Raw genomic sequence first — 25,037 nt, 5'->3', positions numbered from 1 at the left:
TTAGCGATTTAGTTATTATTTCTGTTTAGAAATTATATATGTATTTCCGTGCCTTCTGTGTTTCTGTGGCTATTATTTTTTCCTATTTGTTTGCCGCAGAAACGCAGAGTTACACATAAGTATTGATCTCCCGAAAAAATTGTGCTCAGAAAACTAATTTCAATGAATATAAAACACTTCGCTTTTTCAACTATTCCTGATTTCTATACAGCTTTTTTAAGGTGGCATTTGGTACAAGAAATAGCACATTATAAATAAAATGATTAAAAAAATACGCTGTAAACCAACATTTTAACAGCTAAATTTGTAACAGGCATGATACTTTGGCATAGCTTTTGGAAATGGGGCTGTTAATTAACAAGGTTTCGACCTATAAAATTTAAAAACAAGATTCTTTACCTAAAAGAAAAAATATTATGAAAAAGTTATTATTAAGTGCGTCGGTTATTTTATTAGCAACAGGTGCTTTTGCACAAAACACAATGTCAGGTTCTGATGCAAGATTTGGATTAAAAGCTGGTGTTAACTTAGCAAGATTTCACTCAAGCGGTACCACTGGTTCTGATTCTTTTAACGATAATGTTAAAGATAATGTAGGTTTCAATGTTACAGCTTTTGCAGATTTTGGTGTTGGAAACAATTTCTTTATCCAACCAGGAATTTCATTGCAAAACAAAGGTGCCAAATTCGAATCAACAATTGCTAACACTGTTGGTAATACTACAGTAACTAACGTTTCTACTAACAAAACAAGCTTAATGGCTATTGAAGTGCCAATCAATGCAGTATTCAGAATCCCTACAGGTGATGCTGGTGCAGTTCAAATTAGTGCTGGTCCATATGTTGGTTTCAACATTTCTGGTAAAAACAAAATAGAAAGTACTACTACTACATTAAACAACACTACAAATACTAGTACTGTTGTAAATGGTTCAAATGAGAATGATTTATCGTTTGGTAGCACAACAGACAAGAACTATGGCAGTACCGATTTTGGTGCTAACTTCGGTTTAGCTTACCGTACAACGTCAGGTTTCTTAGTTGGTGCTAACTATGGTTTAGGTCTTTCTAATTTAATTGCTAAAGATTCTAGAGTTGGTGATAGCAAATTAACTAACCGTGTATTAGGTTTTACAGTAGGTTATTCATTCTAAACAACCTGCTTACAAAGGAAAGCGTCCCGATTCAAAATCGGGACGCTTTTTTTATGCCAATGAAATTAATCGTAAAAATTCCAGGTTACACCAAATTTTAACAATGCATCTGGCATTGGATAGCGATTTACAGTAAAATATCCAGGCGATATTAAACCTTGGTTCAGATAATCGTATTTCACAAAAATATTAGCACGCTTTAAGTTTGCCTTTAAAAAAACATCAATTACCGGTGTGGATTTTAAAACATCAGCATCGTTAACATAGAATTGCGACAGCGCCGGAGAGTATGCGTAATTTGCATAGGCAGTGTTGTATCTAACATCGAAACCTATGTTTGTTTTCAATACTTTGAAGAAGGTCTGGTCGAAATACACGCTATTACAGGTGTAAAATTCTGGTGTTCTTAAAACACTTTCGTTATCTGTTTTTTGATACGCTAAATAATTTTCCAAAACAAATTTTCCAAAACGCCATTTTTTCGATACATCAAGTCTTATCAAACTGATATCTTCTGTTTCCTGTAACGGTTTAATATTAAAATTGTTTATACCTGTTATTGATGAACCAAAATATAAGTAATTACTGTTTAAGAAATACTTTGCTCCGGCTTCGAGCATTAACTTATCATTGATGTAGTTGAATGATAGATTTGCGACTTTAGTGTTTTTTAAATCAGAATTTATCCACACAAAATGGTTTCCATTATAGTAATTAAAAAGTTCTGATGGCGATTGATTTTGAAGATAAGCTCCAACTTCTATTCTTCCGATGGTTTTACTTAAAGCAATTCTGCTTTTAGCTTCGTACAAATAATCGCCTGCATTTCTACCCTGAAAAATCTGCTGAACATCCAGATTTAAATCAATATTATTGGTAAGGCGATAACCCAAAACACCCAATACAGTTATATTTTGAAAACCAAAAGAGCGGGTATCATAGGTTGCACCAGTGCTTCTTAAGCCCAATGAATTGTATTGATAATAATCATGACGAATACCTGCATCAATCTTTAATTCATTTTTTATTACGGATGAATTTTTCGGACGTAAAAAGAAACTATAAATAAATTCATTTTTTACATGCTGCACATGTGTAGAATCGTTCGTGAATGTAGCATCTACAAGTCCATCACTTTTGGTTAAAGCTCGTGGAATTACTGTATTATCGTCGGATTCATTCTTAGAAAAATCGTAGCTATCGTTATTGTATTCTACAGTATAACTTATTTTATTTGTTGGCTGAACAGAGCCATTTATCGTAGTTGAACTATCAATGCGACCAACGTAATACGTTTGTTTTAAGAATATGGTGTTTTTACGATAAAGATTTCTGGCTGTTGATAAACGTGTTGCTTCAGCATCTCTGCTAATTTTATCATAACCTGATTCAAAAATACTACTATCACTTCTAACACCGCCGTTTTCGAATGCTCGCATAGTATTAAAAATAGCCGAGGCCCACATATTATACCTTTTACTTGGCGATTGGTACCAGCTGAACAAAGCGATATTTAAATTATCTCCTCTCTGTCTGCTATAAAAGCCACGAGAATCCATTCGGTTAAAATTAAAACCTGCATTCCAGTTTTTCTTAATGTTCTGACTGTGCGTTCCTTTAAACATCTGTTCCTTTTGACCAGCACTTATTAAATACAAACTGGTAAATGGCGACCTAGCCTGGTAATATATTATATCTTCGGGTGTTAATGCGTAATAATCTAAAGAATGAAAACCAACATCAAAACCGATTCTTTTAGACGGCTCATACAGTAAAGGCCTTGCAACCTGACCCATGCTACCTGTTGTAATGGTAGGATGTTTAGGCTGCATTACAGGGCTGTAATTCTGAATATTAGTTGTTGAAGTATCAAGAGGCAAAAGCACAATGCTATCTTTACTTAAGGATAGTTTTGTAAAACGAATATATTTGGCGTTATACACGATAGAATCTTTGGCGCCTTCTTCTTTTTTACGTAAAGAATCGAGTTCTTTATTATTCCCAACATTCGTTTTCAAATCTTGCGCCAATACATCATTTGCACCGATAAACAGGAGAACTACAAAACAGAATAATACAACTTTACGCATTTTATAATCCGGCAATTAGTTTGATTAAAATTTCTGTCATTTTAGGTTCTGCCTTTGCAGCGGCTTCCAAGATTTCATCTAAGTTGAAAGGTTGCAAATCTTCCGGAAAACCTTCATCAGTTAATACGGAAATTGCGAATACAGGCAAACCTGCATGGTTGGCAACTATCACTTCGGGAACTGTACTCATTCCAACCGCATCGGCACCAATTAAGCGAAGGTATTTATATTCTGCTTTGGTTTCCAAATTTGGGCCCGAAACGGCTACATAAACGCCTTTATGGCATTTTACATTAATATTTTTTGCAATTTCTAGGGCTTTAGCTATGATAGTTTTTTTATAGGGCTGGCTCATATCAGGAAAGCGAGGTCCTAACTCGCTTTCAATTAATCCCCGAAGTGGGTTATCGGGCTGGAGGTTGATATGATCTTCAATAATCATCAAATCGCCCTTTTTAAATTCTGGATTTATAGAACCCGCAGCATTTGATACAATTAGGTTTTCGATACCCAAGCCTTTCATTACCCTTACCGGAAAAGTAATTTGTTGCATGCTATAGCCTTCGTAATAATGCAAACGACCTTGCATGGCTATAATTTTTTTCCCGTTTAAAGTTCCAAAAATTAATTTACCGCTATGAAACTCTAAGGTAGAAATTGGGAAATTAGGAATATTGGAGTACATTAATTGAAATTGTACTTCAATCTCTTTAACTAAACCACCCAAACCGGTACCTAAAATTATCCCGATTTCTGGTTTAAAATTTTCAGTTTTACGTTTTATATATTCAACTGTTTCTTCTATTGCTCTTAACATAGTTTAAAATAAGTTCATCAAAGGTAATCTTATCTTCTTCAAATAATTCAACCTCAATGGGCAAAAAGTATATTGGTAAATTTGCAGGCAAATTATCTAATGCAATAGCTCTTAAACGCTGACTATCCTTTTCTGTTGTTATGATAATTTTTTCAGCATTGGTAGATTTATCAAAAGCCGTTCTAAATTTTAGTATTTCAGCAGATGAAAATGTATGATGATCGGGAAATTCTTCGTGATGAATGTTATCAGAATATTTTTGTAATTCTTCAATTAAGGGTTCTGGATTTGCAATGCCTGTTAAAAGAAAAATCTCAAAATTTTTGATTGAATCTAATGGCAACACGGTATCATTATGTAAGTGCTGTAAGTCACCATATTTAAGATACGAATGCAATACAGGTTGATTGCTGTTTGGCTGCAACTCGTTTATTGATGCTTGTTGAGCCACATGCAATAAGGGTACAGGAGATTTTGTAACCAATAAAACATCAGCCCTTTTTCGCGAAGAAAAAACATCTCTCAAATTTCCGGCGGGTAATAAAAACTGTAACGTCCCTAATTTTCTAAATTCGAACAACAAAATATTAAAACCAGCACGAACGGCACGATGTTGAAAAGCATCATCAAGAATAATTAAATCGTGTGTTTCTTTTAATTGATTTATGCCCTCTACCCTATCTTCGCAAACAGCAACAGTTACATCTTTTAGTTTATTAAAATATTGTAAAGGTTCGTCGCCAATGGTTTCGGCAGTTGCATTGGCATCAGCCAAAATGTATCCTTTTGTTTTTCGTCCGTAACCTCTACTTAAAATGGCAATTTTATAATCAGCTAAAAGTTTAACCAAATATTCGGTTGTAGGCGTTTTTCCTGAACCGCCAACGGCCAAATTGCCAACGCAAATTACCGGCAAATCAAATTTAACCGAACGCATAATACCCCAATCATAAAGTTTTTTACGAAGCGTTATGGCCAAGCCATAAATTAGCGAAAAAGGAAGCAGAAGAAGTCGTAAGTAGTTAAGTAGCATAACAAATGGTTTTCAAAAATACTGATTAAATAAAATATTGAGGCATCGCTTTTTGCGATACACATTAATGCAACTACTACCTTAAAAAAATGTTTGCTTGTTTTTAACAAAATATTTATTTTAATTTGTTTGCTTACAAAGTTTAGCTATTGCAGTATCCTTGTATAATCCCTATTTGTTATCTATCCCACTAAATATTAACATAAAAGTATTGATTCATTTAGCATAAATTGAATGAATATTTGTGATTAACAGTTTAAGAAAAATTTAATTAATGCCTTCAAATAAGCGTTTAGTAATTGGTCAAGGTCAAATAAGTGGTTATCTCTCTATATTTTTAGCTGTGTTAGCATTGCTAGGAATTCTTTGCTTTCATTATCCTGAAAAACTTACCACCCCAGAATTTAGAGAGATTTACACCAAAGATAGCATGGAGGCTCTGATGCTTGGTGGCATAATTGCTTCATTCTTTTTTGCAGCCTTGAGCGTAATCTTAAGTAAAAAATTTAAGTGGGGCTGGCCTGGATTTGCTTTATCATCACTGGCCATAATTTTAGGCGCTTTAAGCGTTGAAGGTAGAGATGTGGCGAAATCGAGGTGGCATTTTGGCTTAGATTGGATGATATTGGATCTACTCTTAATGGTGGCTATTTTTGTACCGCTCGAACTATTTTTCCCAAAAAACAAAAACCAAACTAAATTCCACGAAGAATGGCGAACTGATTTAACCTACTTTGTAATTAGTCATTTATTTATACAATTTTTTGGCATTGTAACCCAAAAACCAGCCATAATTTTCTTTGGTTGGATTGGATTAGATAAACTTCATATTTGGGTGCAAAGTTTGCCATTTGCACTGGCTCTGTTTTTAGCATTCTTTACAACAGATTTGTTTCAATACTGGGCGCATCGTTTTTTTCATACTCGTGTTTCATTATGGCGTTTCCATTCCATACATCATTCTACACAAAATATGGATTGGTTAGCCGGGAGTCGGACACATTTTATTGATATTTTCTTTACCAGAGCTATGACATTTATACCATTATATATTTTGGGATTTTCGTCTGCGGTATTTAATACATATATCATTTTTATAGCCATTCATGCGGTATTAATTCATGCTAATACCAGAATTAACTTTGGTCCGTTAAAATACATTTTCACTACGCCACAGTACCATCATTGGCATCACTGTGAAGATCCAAAATATTATGGGCATAACTTTGCATCCATATTTCCTTTTATTGATATGATTTTTGGCACCTATTATTTACCCGGGAAAAAATGGCCAGCAGGCACTGGGGTTCATGAGGCTGCTTACCCGAAAGGATTTGTTAAACAATCCATTTATCCATTTACTAAAAGTCCTTTTGATACAGATTTAAATATGACAGAGACGAGTAATAGGTAAGCGTACACGTTTGATAAATCTGATATTGGCTATTAATCGTCAAAATTCCCTAACAAAGGTTAATTTAAAGTGTTACCTTGTATTATCCTTTCGATTATATGCCCCTAGAAACAGAAATTTTAATTATTGGTGGTGGATTAGCTGGCTTAACTGCTGCAATTCATCTTCAACATTTCGGTTTAGCGGTAACTTTAATAGAAAAACAAACTTACCCTCATCATAAAGTTTGCGGTGAATACATCTCAAACGAGATTTTACCATATTTCGATTGGTTAAATATTGATTTAGATGAACTATTTCCTGCCAAAATTACCACTTTACAATTCACTTCAAATTCTGGTAAATCGGTTAATACAAAACTGCCACTAGGTGGCATTGGGTTAAGCCGCTATGCTATTGATGAGTTTCTATACCATAAAGCAATTAAAAATGGCGTTAACATTATAACTGATGCGGTATTAACTATAAAATTTGTAGACAACATATTTAATGTTGAAACCTCAAATGGCAAACACTTTAAGGCAAACCATGTTATTGGCGCCTATGGTAAAAGGGCAACTATAGATGTTAAGTTGGAACGTAGATTCATTACTAAAAAATCCCCTTTCCTAGCCGTTAAAGCACATTACAATTCTAATTTTGATGATAACCTGGTTAGCCTGAACAATTTTGCAGGTGGTTATTGCGGTGTTTCAAAAGTAGAAAATAATAATTTAAACATCTGTTATTTAGCAGATTACAATAGCTTTAAAAAACATAAAAGCATTGAAGCATATCAAGAAAATGTGCTTTACAAAAATAAAAACCTCAAAGCTATTTTTGAAAATGCTACGATGATTTTTGATGTGCCATTAACCATAAGTCAGATTTCTTTCGAAGCTAAAGAACCCGTTTTCAATCATATTTTAATGATTGGCGATACTGCAGGATTGATACATCCGCTTTGCGGAAACGGTATGGCTATGGCTATTCACAGTGCAAAAATAGTTTCAGAACTATTAATTCAATACCATAATGGCGAAATTGCTTCAAGAATAGAATTGGAGAAGGTTTATGAATTTAGCTGGAAAAAATTATTTAGCAACAGATTACAAATGGGGCGAATACTCAGTTCTATTTTAAGTAACAAAACGTTTGAAAATTTTGCCATGAAGGCCATTACCAGTATGCCATTTGTATTAAATAAAATCATTAGAAACACTCATGGGAAACCAATTACAATACCAAATTAATGGCGATAGATACAAGCTATAGAAGCAATGCGCCCGAATTGATGGATGATTTCCAAATGGAGGGAGAAATTTTGAGAGATGCTTTGGATAAAATTGCAAGCATTAATCAATTATTAGGAGGCAATAAGGTTACGCTTGACGGAGTTAAAACTTTATTAAAAGGCAAACCGCAGACTGAAGTTATACGTATTACAGATATAGGTTGTGGCAATGGCGATATGCTTAGGGCTTTAGCAGATTATGCAAGTGCAAATGGGTTAAATTTCATTTTAAAAGGTATCGATGCCAATAAATTTACCATCGAACATGCTGAAAGTCTATCTAAAAATTATGCAAACATATCTTACCAATGCAGTGATATTTTCGATGGGACATTGAGAGATGAAACAAACGACATTTTGCTTTGCACACTAACCTTACATCATTTTAAAGATGATGAAATTATTAAATTATTAACAGACTTTATTGCATCAGCAAGGCTAGGAATTGTAATAAACGATTTAGAAAGAAGTGCATTAGCATATCGACTATTCAAGGCATTATGCTTTGTTTTTAGGTTAAATGATATGTCTAGAGAAGATGGATTGGTATCTATTTTACGTGGATTTAAGAAAGCAGATTTACAGAAATACACTAAAATACTAAATTTAAAACATAGCTCCATTAAATGGAAATGGGCTTTTCGATACCAATGGATAATTAAAACGATATGAGTGTAATTGTAAAAGCAATTGGTAAAGCATTACCCGAATTTTGGAGAGCTACAGAAGATATAATACCTTTTTTAGATGTTTGGCTAAAAGACCAGGATGAGCGTTTTATTAGAAAAGTTAAAAAAATTTTTGAAGGTGCAGCAGTTGATAAACGCTACTCATTCATGTCGCCCGAAGAAGTATTTAGCGATCTAAGCTTTGAAAAACGAAATGACATTTACATAAGAGAAGGCATAAAACTTGGCACAAAATGCTTAGAAACTGCACTAGAAAAAGCAGGATGGCAACCAAAGGATTTAGATTATATCATTACGGTTAGCTGTACCGGAATAATGATTCCTTCTTTGGATGCCTATTTGATTAACGCACTTAAACTGCGCCAGGATATTGTTCGTTTGCCTGTTACAGAAATGGGTTGTGCGGCAGGCGTTTCGGGAATGATTTATGCAAAAAACTTCTTACAGGCAAATCCAGGCAAAAGGGCTGCAGTTATAGCAGTAGAATCGCCAACGGCAACTTTTCAGCTTAACGATTTTTCGATGGCGAATATCGTTAGTGCTGCTATTTTTGGAGATGGTGCCGCTTGCGTTTTACTAAGTTCGAATGACGAAGACAAAGGACCAGAAATATTAGCCGAAGAGATGTACCATTTCTATGATGCAGAAGAAATGATGGGTTTTAAATTAACCAACACCGGCTTACAAATGGTATTGGATGTTGAAGTACCTGAAACAATTGCCTCTCATTTCCCAGAAATTATTCATCCATTTTTGAAAAAAAGTAATTTGGAGATTAAGGACATTGACCATCTGATATTTCATCCCGGAGGAAAAAAAATTATTCAGGTTGTTGAAGAACTTTTTGGAAAATTAGGCAAAGACATAAACGAAACAAAAGAGATTTTACGCCTTTATGGCAACATGAGTAGTGCCACCGTTTTATATGTTTTAGAAAGTTATATGGATAAAAATCCAAAAGCAGGAGAAAAAGGTTTAATGCTAAGCTTCGGACCAGGATTTTCTGCCCAAAGAATTCTTTTACAGTGGTAATATGAATCATCAGGAGATACTTAAAAAACTACCTTACGGAAAAGACTTTTTGTTTGTTGATGAGTTGTTAGATGTTAATGAAAATGGAGTTGTGGGAAGATATACCTACAAGGAAAATTTATACTTTTACGATAGCCATTTCAAAAATTCACCTGTAACTCCGGCGGTAATTTTAACCGAAACTTTGGCCCAAATTGGCTTGGTATGTTTAGGTTTGTATTTGCTTAAAGATGATTTAGATATGCAGAAAGCATCACTAGCGATGACATCAAGCTCAATAGATTTTTTAAAGCCAGTTTACCCAGGAGATAAGGTTAAAGTAATAAGCGAAAAGATATATTTTCGCTTTAATAAATTAAGCTGTAGGGTAAAAATGGAAGATGAAACTGGAAATATTATTTGCAAAGGAACCATTTCGGGAATGTTAATTTCTAATCTTAATGAACAATAGAGTAGTAATTACCGGTTTAGGCATTTGTGCTCCGAATGGGACAACTATTTCTGATTTTACCGATTCGATAAAAAATGGAATTTCAGGAATTACACATCAGCCTGACCTTGAAGCACTTGGTTTTTCATGTCAAATTGCGGGGAAACCTCCGATTAGCGAGGAAAGAATTGCACAATACTTTACACCCTTAGAACTCCGAAATTTAAATAGTACGGGTATTATTTATGGTGTTATAGCAGGTTTGGATGCATGGAAAGATGCAGGTTTGGAAAGGAGTAGCGATGATAGTCCGGATTGGGATAGTGGAACAATTTTCGGTACCGGAACCTCCGGAATTGATAAATTTAGGTGGGCGATTAATAAAATCGATGACATGGAAATCCGCAAGCTTGGAAGTTCTGTTGTTATACAAACCATGGCGAGTGGCGTAAGTGCTTTTATAAGTGGCAAATTAGGTTTTGGTAATCAGGTTAGCACAAACTCTTCAGCGTGTGCTACCGGCGCAGAAAGCCTTTTGCTAGCCTACGAAAGGATAAAATCAGGACAAGCAAAACGAATGCTTGCAGGTAGTACCAGCGATAGTGGCCCATACATTTGGGGTGGCTTTGACGCCATGAAAGTTTGTACATTTAAGCATAACAATGAGCCTGAAAAAGGCAGCAGACCAATGAGCTTAACGGCTAGTGGCTTTGTACCAGGAAGTGGCGCCGGAGCATTCGTTTTAGAATCACTTGATTCGGCTTTAGCAAGAAATGCAAAAATTTATGCTGAAGTTTTAGGTGGACATTTAAATTCTGGCGGCCAACGAGGTTTAGGTACAATGACAGCGCCGAATCCTGTAAGTGTACAACGATGTATTCAGCAAGCCTTAGAAAATGCAAACATTAAAGCAAGTGAAATAGATGTGATTAACGGACATCTCACCGCCACAACAAAAGACGCACTAGAAATTGAAAACTGGAAAATTGCCCTAGGTTCTACTGCTGAAAACTTTCCATACATAAACTCCTTAAAAGGAATGATAGGTCATTGTATCAGCGCTGCCGGAAGTATCGAATGTGTTGCTTCAGTATTGGAATTGGAACATGGTTTTATTTTCCCAAACATCAACTGCGAAGATTTAAATCCCGAGATAACTGCATTAATTAATGAAAATCGAATTCCACAAACATTAATCGAAAAGAAAATTGATATTTTGGCTAAAGCCAGTTTTGGTTTTGGCGATATAAATGTTTGCGTGATTTTAAAAAAAATATAACCATGAGTAAAGAAGAGATAATTGCAGAGTTAAAAACCATTATTAAGCCTTACAGCGAAGAAACTTTGGCTTTAGAAAACATTGATGAAAACACCGATTTTATTACCGACTTAAAAATCAACTCTGCTAATTTGGTAGATATTGTGCTTGATATTGAGGAAAAATTTAAGATAGAAATTGACAATGATTCTATGGCAAAAATGCTAACGGTAAAAGCTACGGTAGAAGTAATAGAAAGCAAACTCCAAACAAATGTTGGGGAATGACATCGTAGATCTTACCCTCGCCAAAGTGCAAAGCAATTGGAAACGCAAAGGTTTTTTAGAAAAAATTTTTACGTATGATGAGCAGCTATGTATTCTGAAATCTAAAAATCCCTATTTAAAAGTTTGGTTATTGTGGAGCATGAAAGAAGCCGCGTATAAAATTCATAATCGTAAAACTGGCATCCGAAATTTTGCGCCAAAAAGTTTAAGCTGTACAATTCATTCCAATGCTTATGGCGAAGTAAATATTGAAGGAAGCACCTATTATACTAAAAGCGATTTACAAACAACATTTATACATTCCATTGCCTCGCCAAATTGTAGTATGCTGGAAGAAATTAAGATTTCTATTTACGAAGCACCGGATAACCTTTTCGATTATAAAAGCACCAAACCAGGCTGTGTAAGTCACCATGGAAGGTATTTGGCTTTGGTGTATCTGTTATAGTATTAGTTTCTTTTTCTAATTTATAAAACACATAATTTAATTATCAATAAAAAACAGCAATTTATTATTCACTTAAGTTTGCGATCAATGATAATCTTCATTAATTGTTTTTTAGAAATTTAATTTCCTCTTTGGTATTGCTAGACCAAAGATTTACACTTACTAAAATTTCATTAATTTATAATAAAATACATCATTTGAATTGAAGATTACTTACTGAAAGAATTAGTTTAGAAGGGTATAAAGTTGCGCACCCAAGAAGTATGATAATTTATAAATTAAATAAATTAAAATCATGCCTTTTATGCAAAAGCCTTTGTACTTCGAATAAAATTTAAATAAATAATCCAATATCATTAATGGGCAAATAAAACAAAAGCTAAAATTAGAATTATTTTAAAGACTTATAAACTTCAAGATTTCCATTTGAATTTTATTTATTCACCAATCTAATTAACCAAGGTAAATTCTCCATTATCCACATAGTGGAAATCATTATTATTACAAACAACAAGCATTTTACTATAGATTTATATATTTTTTGCATACAATAAATATTTATCGGCTGTCTCTTATTTCTTCACCTTTTCTGGCATCTATGATGTATATGTAGTTATCCAGTAAACAAATATTTAATCTTGCAGCTGTATTTCAAAAAGAAAGCCCGAAACTGACGCGTTCATTTCTTATTTAAATTTGAATAAAAATTCCTTTTGAAACAACATTCTTGTTGAACTAGAAATATTTCTGATCAGCGATTTTATTAAATTCTTTATATTTTTTTACATCATCACAATCGCTTGTTTCTTTATATAAATGCAAACCACATTTATTAGCATTAAAATTTATTGGATAATCGAACGTACTTAATTTTTGCCTTAAAAAGAATTCGTCATTTGTAGAATAAAAAACACCTTGGCGAAATTGCTTAGCGCTGGAATGAATAGAAATAACTTCATTATTTAGATATTCAAAATTCATGAAGAAATAGTCTCCTCTTTGATCTTCTTCATAAGATTGAATTTGCTTTAATGAGTTAGAATCTTTAGTAATAGTATAAATATAATTTGCAACTATGCTAAATTTCGGCAAATTGCTCCTTATATTAATAATGATAAAGTTTCCATCATCATGAATACTTTCAGTTAGAATATGTTCTGTTAACTGGTGATAATAATAGTCTGGGGTGATCCCTCTACGCAATTTGACCTGAGGATTGCTATTTAAAATTATCTTTTTATCAGCTAACTGAACTGGTGTACAGGAAGATTTAATATTTATTTTTACTGCTTTATATCCTTTCTCCTCAACGGTTAGTTCGTCAATCTTAGGTATAAAAAAATTTAATACTCCTTCATTCAGTAAAACAATTTTTGAATTATTTTCAGTTATTGATTGCCTGAGAAATCCTTGTTTAGAATATGCGTTTTTATCAAGTTTTGAAAATGCCAATAGCAATAAAGAGTCTATAGTTTTTCTTTTATTGAAGGTAATTTTAACTTCACCTAAATCAAGCTCCTTCGAATTTAACAAGAATGTTTGAGGTAAAGAATCGTTTAGAACTTTTGTAAAGTCATTATAGAATGGGCTTTTAATTTTTAAAGTGTCCCCTATTTTCGCCGTGATCTTAAAATTACCTAAGTTGTTGGAATTGCTAACATTCCTGTTATTAAGAATAATAATAGCTCCTGCTATAACATCTCTACCGGTTTGTAATTTTCCCTCCAACGTAAATGTTTGAGCTCTACAAATAAAAGTTATAAAACATAGCTTTAATAAAAAAATCAATCTTAATATCAATATCCTAAAATTAAAACGCATCATTTTATTAGAAGTTAAAGTTGAGAGTAGGCAATGCCTACTACTCAAACGATTTAATTGGATTGTTTCCCTGCACCTAATTTAACATTATGACTTAGCGCCCAGTCATAAACATCTTCAAGAGCATCTACAACGGTATCAAAAGCTCTACTTAACCAACTACCACCATTTAATTCTTTCATTTCCTTCATCTCCATCTTCTGAACACCCAAATTTTCTAATTTTAAATTTTTCATAATTAATTTTTATTTAAATCTTCTTACTCGTTAAAGGCTTTTCAGATTCCGCCGATGCATACCTAACATGAACAAGTACCAATTTAAAAATTCAATATAAAAAAAATACACTAAAGGCCTTTTTTATAGGGTATAGAAATTGACTTTATCGAGGGCATGAAAAATTATATTGCTTTGCACCATAATGGCATTATAACTCTTGCACTATTAACCATGAAGGATGTAGAGGAAAGATTGCCTAAAACACATTTTATCCGGGTTCAAAAGTCATTTATCATCGCAGTTAATAAAATCATCTCCATAGATGGAAACAGGATTATCTTAAGAGGTATTTCATCTGAGATTTTGATAGGCGAAACCTATCGAAAAGACTTTATGGAAATGATGAAAAAAAAGCTACTAATATAGATAGCTATAGTTAATAATGAAATCTAAATATATTTTGATAGCTTTTTAAAAAAACTGATAGCTCCTCCCTCCATCCCATCCCCTATTTTCTTTACAGAAGAATAGAATTGCCTACTCCAAAAAGCCTTATATTTGCCTAAATCATAAAAAATTAAATATGCTTAAAGGATTTTTTAACGTACCAACTCCGGTAAACGAACCTATATTAAACTATGCTCCGGGTAGCAAAGAACGCACTCTTTTAAAAGATGCACTTGCCGATGCCCGTTCATATCAACAAGATATCCCAATGTATATTGGCGGTAAAGCAATTCATACCGATAAAAAAGGTAAAGTTGTTGCTCCACATGATCATCAGCATATTTTAGCGCAATTTAGTATTGGCGATAAAACTCATATTACTCAAGCTATTGATGCTGCACTAGCTGCAAAAGAAGATTGGGAAAACCTTGCCTGGGAACATAGAGCAGCAATCTTTTTAAAAGCTGCCGATTTAATCGCTGGCAAATACCGTTATAAATTAAATGCGGCAACCATGCTTGGCCAAAGCAAAAATGCTTATCAGGCAGAAATTGATGCCGCTTGCGAATTGATTGATTTCTTACGTTTTAACGTAAGTTACATGGCTGATATTTATAAACAACAGCCTCCTGTTTCACCTCGTGGTAATTGGAATCGTGTAGAGCAACGCCCTTTAGAAGGTTTTGTATTTGCCCTTACGCCTTTTAACTTTACTGCGATTGCTGCAAATTTACCTGCATCTGCAGCTATGATGGGTAATGTTGTAGTTTGGAAACCTGCTGATACTCAAATTTATGCAGCCAACCTTTTAATGGAAATTTTCCGTGAAGCTGGCGTACCTGATGGCGTAATCAATCTGATATATGCTGATGGACCAGAAACTGGTGATGTAGTATTTAATCATCCGGATTTTGCAGGTATCCATTTTACTGGTTCTACAAAAGTTTTCCAAGAAATCTGGAAAACAATTGGTGCAAATATTCATAAATACAAATCATATCCTCGCATTGTTGGCGAAACAGGTGGTAAAGATTTTATTCTGGTTCATCCATCTGCTCAAACGAATGTAGCAAGTACCGCAATTGTTCGTGGTGCTTTTGAATACCAGGGACAAAAATGCTCTGCGGCTAGTCGCGTTTATATTGCTGAGAGCCTTTGGCCTGAAATTAAAGAACTTATGCTACGTGATTTGGCAACCTTTAAAATGGGCGGAACGGAAGATTTTGCTAATTTTATTAATGCCGTTATAGATGAGCGCTCATTTGATAAATTGGCGAAATACATTGATCAGGCTAAAAAGGATAAGGGTGTAGAAATTATTGCTGGTGGCAATTATGATAAAACTAAAGGTTATTTCATTGAGCCAACGGTTTTAGTGGTTGATGACCCGAAATACACCACCATGTGCGAAGAATTATTCGGTCCGGTTTTAACGGTTTATGTTTATGCAGACAAGGATTTTGATTCAATTTTAGAAGTTATCGACACGACATCACCTTATGCTTTAACTGGTGCTTTCATTGCTCAAGATAGGTACGCAATAGAAAAAGCATCTCATGCTTTACGCAACTCAGCTGGTAATTTTTATATTAACGATAAATGTACTGGCGCAGTTGTTGGTCAGCAGCCATTTGGTGGCGCAAGAGGTTCGGGTACAAATGACAAGGCCGGCTCGATGATTAATTTGTTGCGTTGGGTTTCTCCTCGTACCATTAAAGAAGTTTTCGAATCGCCAACTGACTATCGCTATCCGTTTTTGGCGGAGGATTAAGGTTAAGGGCTGAGGTTGAGATTAAGGCTAAGGCTAAACTTGGATTGAAACTTAGGTTAAGATCATAACCAAAAATAATTGAGTTGACAAATTTGATAATCTCCATATTATAAATTTGTCAACTCTTTAAACTTTCATCTTTGTGTACAAACCTTTGTTTTTAAACCCGACAGCAGCGAGCATACCGATTCTTCATCGGTATAAAGCGAATGGCGGGACTGATGTTCCCTAAGAACTACAGAACCATTCATTTCCAAATCCTTTTGGTATTCAAAACATTTATATCAATCTAGATTAGGGTTAAGGCTGAGGCTGAGGTTAAGATTGAGGATGAGGCTAAGGCTAAAGTTGGATTGAGACTAAGGTTGAGGTCATGAAAAAATAATTGAGTTGACAAATTTGATAATCTCCTTATTATAAATTTGTCAACTCTTAAAACTTTCATCTTTGTGTACAAACCTTTGTTTTTAAACCCGACAGCAGCGAGCATACCGATTTTTCATCGGTATAAAGCGAATGGCGGGACTGATGTTTCCCAAAAACTACAGAACCATTCATTTCCAAATTCTTTTGGTATTCAAAACATTTATAACAGTTTAATTTATAACAGGCAAAATCCATATTACTTAAAATATTCATTTCCAAATCCTTTAAAACTATCGCCACTTCCAAATGTTCTATAGGCAAAGAAAACATCATGGACAATCAAAAAGATAATAACGAAAATTTGAAAGATAAAAATGCTGACAATGCCGCAGATGCAACCAATATGCCTGATGGATTAGTGCCTCGCCACCACAGCGACGAAAATAACGAAAAGAACAAGGTAAAATCTGACGCTGGAAACTTGGGTAGAAATTTCGGAAAGGGAGATTTTGGTTCTGAAGAGGCCCGTGAAGATGCTGACAAAGGTAACAAAGGGCATGCAGGCAATATGCCAAACTCAGAAGAAAAATAGATTTTTAATAAGGCGAAAGTAATTGATAAAACTTTCGCCTTATTTTTTCAAATATGTTCTTCTAGCTATTTATCTCCTCAACAACTTTATTGGTTAATTTAGGCACAGTGTAATGTTTTTGAACATGCTCTAAAGTAACAATAATTCCTTTCGTGTAAGCGTTGTGCTTATAATTGAAGATGGTTTCCAGCACATCAGGATCAATAAATCTGGCATTGGAACCATCAATAATTACATTTGTTTCTTTAGGAATATTGGTTAATAGCACCTGGATTGCTGCTTTGTTTAAGAACGACACTTCTTCTGCAAGCTTTATTCTGATATTCTTTTTATCGCCTTCATTTGTAATTCTGTAGAAGAAAGGATTACGCATGTTAGTTCTTAGTAAATAGAAGATAGAAACCAACATACCAACTGCAACGCCTTTTAATAAATCGGTAAACAATACCGCTACAATTGTAACTACAAAAGGTACAAACTGATCCCAGCCTTTATGATACATGTGTTTAAAAAGGCTGATTCTGGTCAATTTATAACCGGTTACCAATAAAATTGCTGCAAGACAAGAAAGTGGAATCATGTTAATGACCTGCGGGATAAACAATAGCGATAACAATAACCAGGTACCATGAAAAATAGCCGACATTTTCGTTCTGCCACCAGCATTAACGTTTGCCGAACTACGAACAATAACCGACGTCATTGGTAAACCACCCACCATACCACTTGCCATATTTCCAATACCTTGGGCAATTAATTCTCTGTTGGTTGGCGAAACGCGTTTAATTGGATCTATTTTATCGATGGCTTCGATACTTAATAAAGTTTCCAAACTTGCTACAACGGCAATGGTTGCCGCCACGATATATACATTTTTATTGGCTAGTTGAGAAAAATCGGGCATTGTGAACAAACCCATAAATTCGCCAAATCCACCAACAACAGGTATTTTAACAATCTGGTCGGCTCTAAGTGCGTAGTCGGTTCCTGCAAAAACAAAACTGCCTATAACACCCAATAAAACGACTAAAAGTGGCGCCGGAACGATTGCCAGCTTTGGGAATTTAGGCCAAATAATTAATATTGCAATCGACAAAAGGCTAATTACAACCGCAGCTAAACTGAAATGCCCAAGTGCTGCTGATATTGCAGAAAATGTATTTTCATGATCTTGTTGAAAGAAACCCTCATCGCCACTAAAATCGGTATCTACACCTAAAGCATGCGGAAGCTGTTTTAAAATAAGTATTAAACCAATTGCCGCTAGCATGCCTTCTATAACACTCGATGGAAAGTAATTACCAATTGTACCGGCTTTTACTAAACCTAAAATTAATTGGAAAACTCCTGCCAAAACTACCGCCAGTAAAAAGGTTGGGTAGCTACCTAATGATGTGATGGCACCCAACACAATAACTGTTAAACCCGCAGCCGGGCCACTAACACTTAATTGCGAACCACTGAATGAAGCAACTACTATACCACCAATAATACCAGTAACCAATCCGGCAAATAAAGGCGCACCCGATGCTAATGCAATACCTAAACACAGCGGTAAGGCCACTAAAAAAACTACAATACTTGCAGGTAAATCTTTTTTTAAATTCTTCTTAAGAAAATATTTCTTGACATCCGAGCCTGAAAAGGCTGGGTTAAACTTTTGCATAACGATATAATTATCTTGTAAATTTTAAGAATAAATCGTGATGTTAGAATTGTATCTTTTAAAAGAACAATAGATTAAAGGGCCAAGCCCTAAAATTTATAAAGTAAAATACTCTTATAACACCTTATTACTAGATAAAGTTGGGCGGCGGTGTTGGTACAATAGCGTGATATGGATCTACATATCTTTTAAAATGTTCTATAAAACTGCTCTTCAAAAAGAAATGGCTTGAAGAAAACTCATAAGAAAAAATCGGGTGACTTAATTCAACGTATTTAAAATCCGAATATTTGATAGGTTCCTTTCCAGAATCCTTACCGCCATCATGCTCCAATTCAATTTGCATAATAACGGCATTCATGATTTCTTTATCAATACTAGCACAAAAAACAGGCGCACCAGATATTACCATCTTCGCACTGAAGATTAGCATAAATGCCGCGACGATTAAATATTTGTACTTTCTTAAAAACATTTTGTTTTCTAATGCTATTCTAATGTGCTTTACAAAATTAGTCGGATAATTGGTTTTTCAATGCAATAGCCCGAAATATATTTGTAAAAATATAGCAAACCGTATTGTAATTGTTGTTTAATGAGTTAGATATTTTTTAATCGAAAAGGATTTTTTATAGAGCAAAAACCAGATTGTAAAATCTTTTTCATACACCTAAATCTTCTCTCGCTAAACTTGCAATACCAATTGTTATTTCTAATTTTAAAATCTCGTTTCATAAATATGGATAAGAAAATAGCATTACTTCAAGATAAAATAAATCAGGCCAACCTTGGCGGCGGACAAGCACGAATTGATAGTCAGCATAAGAAGGGGAAATTAACAGCCAGAGAACGCATACACTTCTTAATGGATGAAGGAAGTTTTGAAGAAATTGGGATGATGGTTACCCACCGCAGTACCGATTTTGGTATGGAACGAGAAAAGTATTTGGGTGATGGCGTTATTACCGGATATGGAACCATTAATGGTCGCTTAACTTACGTTTTTTCTCAAGATTTTACCGTTTTTGGCGGTTCATTATCAGAAACGCATGCCGAAAAAATATGTAAGCTGATGGATATGGCGATGAAGAATGGCGCTCCTTTAATCGGCCTAAACGATAGTGGTGGTGCCAGAATTCAGGAAGGTGTTGTTTCATTAGGTGGCTATGCCGATATATTTTACAAAAATGTTCAGGCTTCTGGTGTTATCCCACAGCTATCGGCAATTATGGGTCCATGTGCTGGCGGCGCAGTATATTCGCCGGCCATTACCGATTTTATTTTGATGGTTGAAAATACTTCCTATATGTTTGTAACCGGACCAAATGTTGTAAAAACGGTAACACATGAAGAAGTAACTTCAGAAGAATTAGGTGGTGCAAATACGCATGCTACAAAATCTGGCGTTACGCATTTTGCTTGTGCCAATGAAATTGATGCCATTACACATGTTAAAAAACTGTTGAGTTATATGCCTCAAAATTGTGAGGAAATGGCAGAACAATTGCCATACGAATCAACAGATGAAAGCAGGCCTGAGTTAAATACTTTTATGCCTCAAAATGCTTCTCAACCTTATGATATTAGAGAAATAATTTCTGTAGTAGTTGATACGGAAAGCTTTTTAGAGGTTCATGAAGCATTTGCAGAAAATATTGTGGTAGGTTTTGCCCGCTTAGCGGGTAGAAGTATTGGCATTGTGGCCAATCAACCTGCTTATTTGGCTGGCGTTTTAGATAGCAATTCATCAACAAAGGCGGCTCGTTTTGTGCGTTTTTGCGATTGCTTTAATATCCCCCTATTGGTTTTTGAAGATGTTCCTGGTTTTCTTCCGGGTACCGACCAAGAATGGAATGGAATTATTACAAATGGTGCAAAATTGCTTTATGCTTTCAGCGAAGCTACCGTTCCAAGAATTACGGTAATTACCAGAAAAGCTTATGGCGGTGCTTATGATGTTATGAACAGTAAACATATTGGTGCAGATATGAATTATGCATGGCCAAGTGCCGAAATTGCTGTAATGGGTGCTAAAGGAGCAGCAGAAATTATCTTTAAAAGGGAAATCACTACAGCAGAAAACCCCCAAGAAAAATGGCTGGAAAAAGAAAAACTATATTCAGATATTTTCGCAAACCCATACCGGGCAGCCGAACGTGGTTTTGTTGATGAAGTTATCGAACCTGCCCAAACAAGGATTAAATTGATTAAAGCTTTCAAAATGCTTGAAAATAAAGTTGTAAATAATCCAAGAAAAAAACACGGAAATATACCTTTGTAGGGATGGGAGATGGAAGATGGGAAAGGGAAAATGGATGATGGGTAAGGGATGATGGAAGATGGAAAAGGGAAGATGGCCAATGTAGTAAACAACCATCATCCATTTTAACATTTTAAATCCTTTATATATCCCTAATTTGCTATGTTTAATCTAACATGAGTAACTCCGAAGCTCCATCATCCATTTATAACATTTTACATTTTTTATGTATCCTAAATTTGCTATGATTATTCTAATAAGAGTGAGGCGGAAGTTCTATCATCCATTTTACATCTCTACATTTTACATAAGATAATGTAAGTGGAGGACACAACCATCATCCATTTTACATTATACATATTAATCCATTTTACATCCTTTACATATGTTAAAACGAGCTGATGTTATTTTAATGGCCTTTTGCACGGGTTTAATCGTTGCGAATATTTACTATTGCCAGCCGCTGGTAATTTTAGTGGCAAAAGATTTCAATCTTTCAGAAAGTGTTGCTGGTAGAATTACCTATTTAACTCAAATTGGTTATGCTTTGGGCTTATTCCTTCTTGTGCCCCTGGGCGATATGTTTGAGCGGAAAAAGCAGATTTTAATTATCTCAGCTTTAGCTATACTCGCACTTTTGGTTGCTGCATTCTCCAAAACATTTTTCTTGCTCGAAATTGCTTCACTATTAATTGGAGCATGTTCTATAGTGCCTCAACTGATATTGCCTCTTGCAGCCAACTTGAGTTCAGATGAAAATCGTGGTGCTAATATTGGTGTAATAATGAGTGGTTTACTGGTAGGAATTCTGGCATCAAGAGCCGTAAGCGGAACCATCGGTTTTTGGTTAGGCTGGAGAGCGGTTTATTTTATGGCCGCAGGAATCTGCTTATTGCTAATTGCCTTAATGGCGAAACGTTTTCCGGAGAGTTATCCTTCTTTTAAAGGTAGGTACAAAGAACTAATGAGTTCGATGTTTAGTTACATCAAAACCCAACCTGTTTTACGCGAAACATCTATAATTAACTTCCTAGCATTTGCGATAATTAGTGCATTTTGGACAACCATGGTTTTATTTCTGGCCAATCCTCCATTTAATTTTCAAACCTTACAAATTGGTTTATTCGGAATTGCAGGCGCCGCAGGTGCATTAGCAGCACCTTTAGTTGGTAAACTAAGCGATGGGAACAATCCTCGCAAAAACCTTATGATTGGTTTTATCCTTCAAATTATCAGCATTGCTTTATTTTATTTCACCAAAAATCATTTGTATCTATTCGTTATTGGCATTGTATTAATTGATGTTGGTCAGCAGGCTATTCATGTTACCAATCAAACCCGAATTTACACCCTGATACCTGAAGCAAGAAATCGATTAAACACTATATTTATGTCCGTAAGTTTTATTGGCGCAAGTTGTGGTTCGGCATTAGGATTATTTTTATGGGATAAAGGCGGATGGAATTTATTTTGCTATGGCATGACAGGCATTATTGCTTTAAATACCTTAATTTACAAGTTCTACGGAAACAAAAATTTAAACATTGGAAACGCTAGTACAAATTGAGCAAATTTTTCCATCACTTACCTGGCGCATCAGGCATGAAGCGATGTATCCTGACATGCCATTAGATTCGGTAAAACTTAAGGATGACTTTGATGGTGTCCATTTTGGTTTATACGCCAACCACAAACTTACCGGAGTAGTTTCTTTATTTTCGCAGGGCGATGTATATCAATTTAGAAAACTTGCTGTTTTGCCCGAGGCACAAAAACTGGGTTATGGCACAAAATTGATGGAATATATCTTAGATTATTGTAAAATTCAGAACGCAACCGAGCTTTGGTGTAACGCCCGTGTTAATGCAAAGGAATTTTATTTTAAATTTGGCTTCAGCGAAACAGAAGATACTTTTTATAAAGATGGCTTCGATTTCGTTGTGATGGAACTGGCATTTTAGATTGTAGAATTACGATTTAAATTACTCAGATTTAAAAATTAGAATTCAAATAAATAAAAACTAGATTTCGATTTGTATTGCTCCATACCAATCTAAATTCGTAAATCTAAAATCGTAAACCAAAATCATGGCTAAAAAGAAAGAAGACGACAAAAAAAAGCATGTAGCTGTTGTAACCAAAAAATCATTACAATTTCTTGAAGAATATATAAATAATCCTGCTCCAACTGGTTATGAGTGGGAAGGACAAAAAATTTGGTTGAATTACCTTAAACCATATATCGACGAACATTTTATTGATAATTATGGAACAGCGGTTGGCGTAATTAACCCAAAAGCAGCTTACAAAGTGGTTATAGAGGCACATGCCGATGAAATTTCATGGTATGTAAACTACATTACCGCTGATGGATTAATCTATGTTATACGCAACGGTGGTTCCGACCATCAAATTGCGCCATCTAAAAGGGTAAATATCCACACTGAAAAAGGTTTAGTTAAAGCCGTATTTGGTTGGCCGGCCATTCATACTCGTCATGGCGAAAAAGAGCAAGCCCCAGAATTGAAAAACATCTTTTTAGATTGTGGTTGCACAACCAAAGAAGAAGTAGAAAAATTAGGAATCCACGTGGGCTGCGTAATTACCTACGAAGATGAATTTATGGTATTGAACGATCGTTATTATGTTGGTCGTGCTTTAGATAATCGTGTTGGTGGTTTTATGATTGCTGAAGTTGCCCGCTTATTAAAAGAAAACAAGAAAAAGCTTCCATTCGCTTTGTACATTGTAAATTCTGTACAAGAGGAAATTGGCTTACGTGGTGCTGAAATGATAGCACAACGCATAAGACCCGATGTTGCTATTATTACTGATGTAACCCACGATACCACAACTCCAATGATTAATAAAAATATTCAGGGAGATTTATCAGCCGGCAAAGGACCAGTGGTTTCTTATGCTCCAGCGGTTCAAACCAATTTAAATAAGCTTTTGATTAAAACAGCAGAAAAGAACGAAATCCCTTTTCAACGCCAGGCTTCATCTCGCTCCACAGGAACAGATACTGATGCTTTCGCTTATTCAAATGGTGGTGTTCCTTCTGCTTTAATTTCTTTACCGTTGCGCTACATGCACACAACCGTAGAAATGGTTCATAAAGAAGATGTTGATAATGTTATCAGTTTGATTTATGAAAGTTTGCTAAACATAAAAGATGGACAAGATTTCAGGGAGTTTAAATAACTGCTAACAAAACATGAAAAAGGCTTGAGTTAAACTTCAAGCCTTTTTTTTGATCTTAGCAATTGCGATCAAATGATTTTTTCCATTTCATTTTAACATAAAAACCCTCACAAATTACCTTGAGCTAAAACAATTTCTTAAATTTATTTAAAGTAGAATCTGAAATGACGCAAAATAAAACAACTGAAAATAATAATGATGTAGCTGCATTTTTAAATTCCATTACTGATGAAAGTAAGCGAAAAGACAGCTTCGAATTGGTTAAGATATTTGAAGAGGCATCAACTCATGAAGCTAAAATGTGGGGTACCGCTATTGTTGGTTTTGGAAGTTATCATTATAAATATGCAAGCGGACATGAAGGAGATGCACCACTCGCCGGCTTTTCGCCCAGGAAAGATGCGTTCGCCTTATACTTTTCATTAAATGATGCTGATAGAGAAAGGCTACTTAAAACCTTTGGCAAACACAAAAGCGGGAAAGCTTGCGTGTACATTAAAAAATTGAGCGACATCAATCCTTCCATTTTGAGAGAAATGATTATTACTTCGATTGCGGAAATTAAGAAACTGTATTCTCAATAGGCGAATGGTTGTCTCGTCCTGAAATAGGTTTACAGATTAGGTTAGTTCGTTTCGTTAAACATATCTACAACTTTACACTTTTTATTGTAATAATTCTTCCAAAGCCTTTTGGTATTTAGATTTTTTTCATGTACCTGGTTTGGCGTTTTCATTCCAAGACTCAAGTGGGGCCTTTGACCATTA

24 protein-coding genes are annotated in these 25,037 nt (G+C 34.8%); 17 read left to right on the top strand and 7 right to left on the bottom strand.

The features are described from left to right. The first annotated feature begins 416 nt into the window (after positions 1-416). On the top strand, positions 417-1,154 hold the full coding sequence (locus D7004_RS04115) for a porin family protein (RefSeq protein ID WP_123204612.1): 738 nt from the start codon (positions 417-419) through the stop codon (positions 1,152-1,154). A gap of 65 nt (positions 1,155-1,219) precedes the next feature. Here the strand turns inward: D7004_RS04115 and D7004_RS04110 are convergent, their stop codons facing one another. Genes D7004_RS04110 through lpxK form a run of 3 tightly spaced genes read right to left on the bottom strand, consistent with a single transcriptional unit; the run spans position 1,220 to position 5,094 of the window. Next, positions 1,220-3,244, bottom strand: a complete 2,025-nt coding sequence (locus D7004_RS04110; RefSeq protein WP_123204611.1) for a putative porin — start codon at positions 3,242-3,244, stop codon at positions 1,220-1,222. A 1-nt stretch (position 3,245) separates the two neighbouring features. Further along, positions 3,246-4,061, bottom strand: a complete 816-nt coding sequence (locus D7004_RS04105; protein ID WP_123204610.1) for a purine-nucleoside phosphorylase — start codon at positions 4,059-4,061, stop codon at positions 3,246-3,248. After that, positions 4,033-5,094 (bottom strand): tetraacyldisaccharide 4'-kinase, encoded by a 1,062-nt coding sequence (lpxK, locus tag D7004_RS04100; protein ID WP_123204609.1) that lies wholly within the window; start codon positions 5,092-5,094, stop codon positions 4,033-4,035. Before lpxK ends, D7004_RS04105 begins: the two co-directional genes overlap by 29 nt. Before the next feature lie 274 nt (positions 5,095-5,368). Here lpxK and D7004_RS04095 point away from each other — a divergent pair, with 274 nt between their 5' ends. The 8 genes from D7004_RS04095 to D7004_RS04060 all read left to right on the top strand — a co-directional run bounded on the left by D7004_RS04095 (position 5,369) and on the right by D7004_RS04060 (position 11,925). After that, complete coding sequence (locus D7004_RS04095; RefSeq protein WP_123204608.1) at positions 5,369-6,508, top strand: sterol desaturase family protein; 1,140 nt, start codon at positions 5,369-5,371, stop codon at positions 6,506-6,508. A 98-nt stretch (positions 6,509-6,606) separates the two neighbouring features. After that, the gene (locus D7004_RS04090) at positions 6,607-7,740 is read left to right on the top strand and encodes an NAD(P)/FAD-dependent oxidoreductase (protein ID WP_123204607.1); all 1,134 of its coding nucleotides are present in this window, start codon (positions 6,607-6,609) and stop codon (positions 7,738-7,740) included. Beyond that, positions 7,740-8,453: a methyltransferase domain-containing protein gene (locus D7004_RS04085; protein ID WP_123204606.1), complete on the top strand. Its 714-nt coding sequence runs from the start codon at positions 7,740-7,742 to the stop codon at positions 8,451-8,453. Before D7004_RS04090 ends, D7004_RS04085 begins: the two co-directional genes overlap by 1 nt. Next, positions 8,450-9,502 (top strand): type III polyketide synthase, encoded by a 1,053-nt coding sequence (locus tag D7004_RS04080; RefSeq protein ID WP_123204605.1) that lies wholly within the window; start codon positions 8,450-8,452, stop codon positions 9,500-9,502. The genes D7004_RS04085 and D7004_RS04080 overlap by 4 nt, the downstream gene beginning before the upstream one ends. A gap of 1 nt (position 9,503) precedes the next feature. Beyond that, entirely contained in the window at positions 9,504-9,953 is a 450-nt protein-coding gene (locus D7004_RS04075; protein WP_123204604.1) for a 3-hydroxyacyl-ACP dehydratase FabZ family protein, read from the top strand. Then, positions 9,943-11,211, top strand: a complete 1,269-nt coding sequence (locus D7004_RS04070; protein WP_123204603.1) for a beta-ketoacyl-[acyl-carrier-protein] synthase family protein — start codon at positions 9,943-9,945, stop codon at positions 11,209-11,211. The genes D7004_RS04075 and D7004_RS04070 overlap by 11 nt, the downstream gene beginning before the upstream one ends. Before the next feature lie 2 nt (positions 11,212-11,213). Then, positions 11,214-11,477 (top strand): acyl carrier protein, encoded by a 264-nt coding sequence (locus D7004_RS04065; RefSeq protein WP_123204700.1) that lies wholly within the window; start codon positions 11,214-11,216, stop codon positions 11,475-11,477. Next, positions 11,464-11,925 carry a 4'-phosphopantetheinyl transferase family protein gene (locus D7004_RS04060; RefSeq protein WP_123204602.1) on the top strand — a complete coding sequence of 154 codons (462 nt, stop codon included), beginning with the start codon at positions 11,464-11,466 and terminating at the stop codon, positions 11,923-11,925. The genes D7004_RS04065 and D7004_RS04060 overlap by 14 nt, the downstream gene beginning before the upstream one ends. 735 nt (positions 11,926-12,660) lie before the next feature. Here the strand turns inward: D7004_RS04060 and D7004_RS04055 are convergent. Both D7004_RS04055 and D7004_RS04050 read right to left on the bottom strand, forming a co-directional pair. Then, the gene (locus D7004_RS04055; RefSeq protein ID WP_167459405.1) at positions 12,661-13,749 is read right to left on the bottom strand and encodes a hypothetical protein; all 1,089 of its coding nucleotides are present in this window, start codon (positions 13,747-13,749) and stop codon (positions 12,661-12,663) included. A 50-nt stretch (positions 13,750-13,799) separates the two neighbouring features. Further along, a complete protein-coding gene (locus tag D7004_RS04050) occupies positions 13,800-13,982 on the bottom strand; it encodes a hypothetical protein (protein ID WP_123204600.1) in 183 nt (60 codons plus the stop codon). Positions 13,983-14,114: 132 nt separating this feature from the next. Here D7004_RS04050 and D7004_RS04045 point away from each other — a divergent pair, with 132 nt between their 5' ends. The 3 genes from D7004_RS04045 to D7004_RS04030 all read left to right on the top strand — a co-directional run bounded on the left by D7004_RS04045 (position 14,115) and on the right by D7004_RS04030 (position 17,140). Further along, positions 14,115-14,390, top strand: coding sequence for a LytR/AlgR family response regulator transcription factor (locus D7004_RS04045; protein ID WP_341867663.1), 276 nt, complete (start codon positions 14,115-14,117; stop codon positions 14,388-14,390). Between the two features lie 157 nt (positions 14,391-14,547). Beyond that, positions 14,548-16,182 carry an L-glutamate gamma-semialdehyde dehydrogenase gene (gene pruA, locus D7004_RS04040; protein ID WP_123204598.1) on the top strand — a complete coding sequence of 545 codons (1,635 nt, stop codon included), beginning with the start codon at positions 14,548-14,550 and terminating at the stop codon, positions 16,180-16,182. A 697-nt stretch (positions 16,183-16,879) separates the two neighbouring features. Next, the gene (locus tag D7004_RS04030) at positions 16,880-17,140 is read left to right on the top strand and encodes a hypothetical protein (RefSeq protein WP_123204596.1); all 261 of its coding nucleotides are present in this window, start codon (positions 16,880-16,882) and stop codon (positions 17,138-17,140) included. A 61-nt stretch (positions 17,141-17,201) separates the two neighbouring features. Here D7004_RS04030 and D7004_RS04025 read toward each other — a convergent pair whose 3' ends face one another. Both D7004_RS04025 and D7004_RS04020 read right to left on the bottom strand, forming a co-directional pair. Then, complete coding sequence (locus tag D7004_RS04025; protein ID WP_123204595.1) at positions 17,202-18,806, bottom strand: SulP family inorganic anion transporter; 1,605 nt, start codon at positions 18,804-18,806, stop codon at positions 17,202-17,204. A 130-nt stretch (positions 18,807-18,936) separates the two neighbouring features. Continuing rightward, positions 18,937-19,281 carry a hypothetical protein gene (locus D7004_RS04020; protein WP_123204594.1) on the bottom strand — a complete coding sequence of 115 codons (345 nt, stop codon included), beginning with the start codon at positions 19,279-19,281 and terminating at the stop codon, positions 18,937-18,939. 264 nt (positions 19,282-19,545) lie between these two features. Here D7004_RS04020 and D7004_RS04015 point away from each other — a divergent pair, with 264 nt between their 5' ends. The 5 genes from D7004_RS04015 (at position 19,546) to D7004_RS03995 (ending at position 24,854) form a co-directional block, all read left to right on the top strand. Further along, a complete protein-coding gene (locus D7004_RS04015; RefSeq protein ID WP_123204593.1) occupies positions 19,546-21,087 on the top strand; it encodes an acyl-CoA carboxylase subunit beta in 1,542 nt (513 codons plus the stop codon). A 364-nt stretch (positions 21,088-21,451) separates the two neighbouring features. Then, positions 21,452-22,633: an MFS transporter gene (locus D7004_RS04010; RefSeq protein ID WP_244214240.1), complete on the top strand. Its 1,182-nt coding sequence runs from the start codon at positions 21,452-21,454 to the stop codon at positions 22,631-22,633. Then, complete coding sequence (locus tag D7004_RS04005; RefSeq protein WP_244214239.1) at positions 22,611-23,027, top strand: GNAT family N-acetyltransferase; 417 nt, start codon at positions 22,611-22,613, stop codon at positions 23,025-23,027. Before D7004_RS04010 ends, D7004_RS04005 begins: the two co-directional genes overlap by 23 nt. A gap of 127 nt (positions 23,028-23,154) precedes the next feature. Next, on the top strand, positions 23,155-24,270 hold the full coding sequence (locus D7004_RS04000; protein WP_123204592.1) for a M42 family metallopeptidase: 1,116 nt from the start codon (positions 23,155-23,157) through the stop codon (positions 24,268-24,270). Positions 24,271-24,434: 164 nt separating this feature from the next. Beyond that, a complete protein-coding gene (locus tag D7004_RS03995) occupies positions 24,435-24,854 on the top strand; it encodes a DUF1801 domain-containing protein (RefSeq protein ID WP_123204591.1) in 420 nt (139 codons plus the stop codon). The last annotated feature ends 183 nt before the right edge of the window (positions 24,855-25,037 follow it).

The sequence above is a fragment of the Pedobacter jejuensis genome, assembly GCF_003725795.1.
Classification (GTDB): Bacteria; Bacteroidota; Bacteroidia; order Sphingobacteriales; family Sphingobacteriaceae; genus Pedobacter; species Pedobacter jejuensis.
The sequence above is the reverse complement of the archived record's forward strand: the minus strand, read 5'-3'. Positions and strand labels throughout refer to the sequence as shown.

Coding starts and splice junctions, on each gene's coding strand:
- D7004_RS04115 (WP_123204612.1), top strand. CDS start 417: ATGAAAAAGTTATTATTAAGTGCGTCGGTTATTTTATTAGCAACAGGT.
- D7004_RS04110 (WP_123204611.1), bottom strand. CDS start 3,244: ATGCGTAAAGTTGTATTATTCTGTTTTGTAGTTCTCCTGTTTATCGGT.
- D7004_RS04105 (WP_123204610.1), bottom strand. CDS start 4,061: ATGTTAAGAGCAATAGAAGAAACAGTTGAATATATAAAACGTAAAACT.
- lpxK (WP_123204609.1), bottom strand. CDS start 5,094: ATGCTACTTAACTACTTACGACTTCTTCTGCTTCCTTTTTCGCTAATT.
- D7004_RS04095 (WP_123204608.1), top strand. CDS start 5,369: ATGCCTTCAAATAAGCGTTTAGTAATTGGTCAAGGTCAAATAAGTGGT.
- D7004_RS04090 (WP_123204607.1), top strand. CDS start 6,607: ATGCCCCTAGAAACAGAAATTTTAATTATTGGTGGTGGATTAGCTGGC.
- D7004_RS04085 (WP_123204606.1), top strand. CDS start 7,740: ATGGCGATAGATACAAGCTATAGAAGCAATGCGCCCGAATTGATGGAT.
- D7004_RS04080 (WP_123204605.1), top strand. CDS start 8,450: ATGAGTGTAATTGTAAAAGCAATTGGTAAAGCATTACCCGAATTTTGG.
- D7004_RS04075 (WP_123204604.1), top strand. CDS start 9,504: ATGAATCATCAGGAGATACTTAAAAAACTACCTTACGGAAAAGACTTT.
- D7004_RS04070 (WP_123204603.1), top strand. CDS start 9,943: ATGAACAATAGAGTAGTAATTACCGGTTTAGGCATTTGTGCTCCGAAT.
- D7004_RS04065 (WP_123204700.1), top strand. CDS start 11,214: ATGAGTAAAGAAGAGATAATTGCAGAGTTAAAAACCATTATTAAGCCT.
- D7004_RS04060 (WP_123204602.1), top strand. CDS start 11,464: ATGTTGGGGAATGACATCGTAGATCTTACCCTCGCCAAAGTGCAAAGC.
- D7004_RS04055 (WP_167459405.1), bottom strand. CDS start 13,749: ATGATGCGTTTTAATTTTAGGATATTGATATTAAGATTGATTTTTTTA.
- D7004_RS04050 (WP_123204600.1), bottom strand. CDS start 13,982: ATGAAAAATTTAAAATTAGAAAATTTGGGTGTTCAGAAGATGGAGATG.
- pruA (WP_123204598.1), top strand. CDS start 14,548: ATGCTTAAAGGATTTTTTAACGTACCAACTCCGGTAAACGAACCTATA.
- D7004_RS04030 (WP_123204596.1), top strand. CDS start 16,880: ATGGACAATCAAAAAGATAATAACGAAAATTTGAAAGATAAAAATGCT.
- D7004_RS04025 (WP_123204595.1), bottom strand. CDS start 18,806: ATGCAAAAGTTTAACCCAGCCTTTTCAGGCTCGGATGTCAAGAAATAT.
- D7004_RS04020 (WP_123204594.1), bottom strand. CDS start 19,281: ATGTTTTTAAGAAAGTACAAATATTTAATCGTCGCGGCATTTATGCTA.
- D7004_RS04015 (WP_123204593.1), top strand. CDS start 19,546: ATGGATAAGAAAATAGCATTACTTCAAGATAAAATAAATCAGGCCAAC.
- D7004_RS04010 (WP_244214240.1), top strand. CDS start 21,452: ATGTTAAAACGAGCTGATGTTATTTTAATGGCCTTTTGCACGGGTTTA.
- D7004_RS04000 (WP_123204592.1), top strand. CDS start 23,155: ATGGCTAAAAAGAAAGAAGACGACAAAAAAAAGCATGTAGCTGTTGTA.
- D7004_RS03995 (WP_123204591.1), top strand. CDS start 24,435: ATGACGCAAAATAAAACAACTGAAAATAATAATGATGTAGCTGCATTT.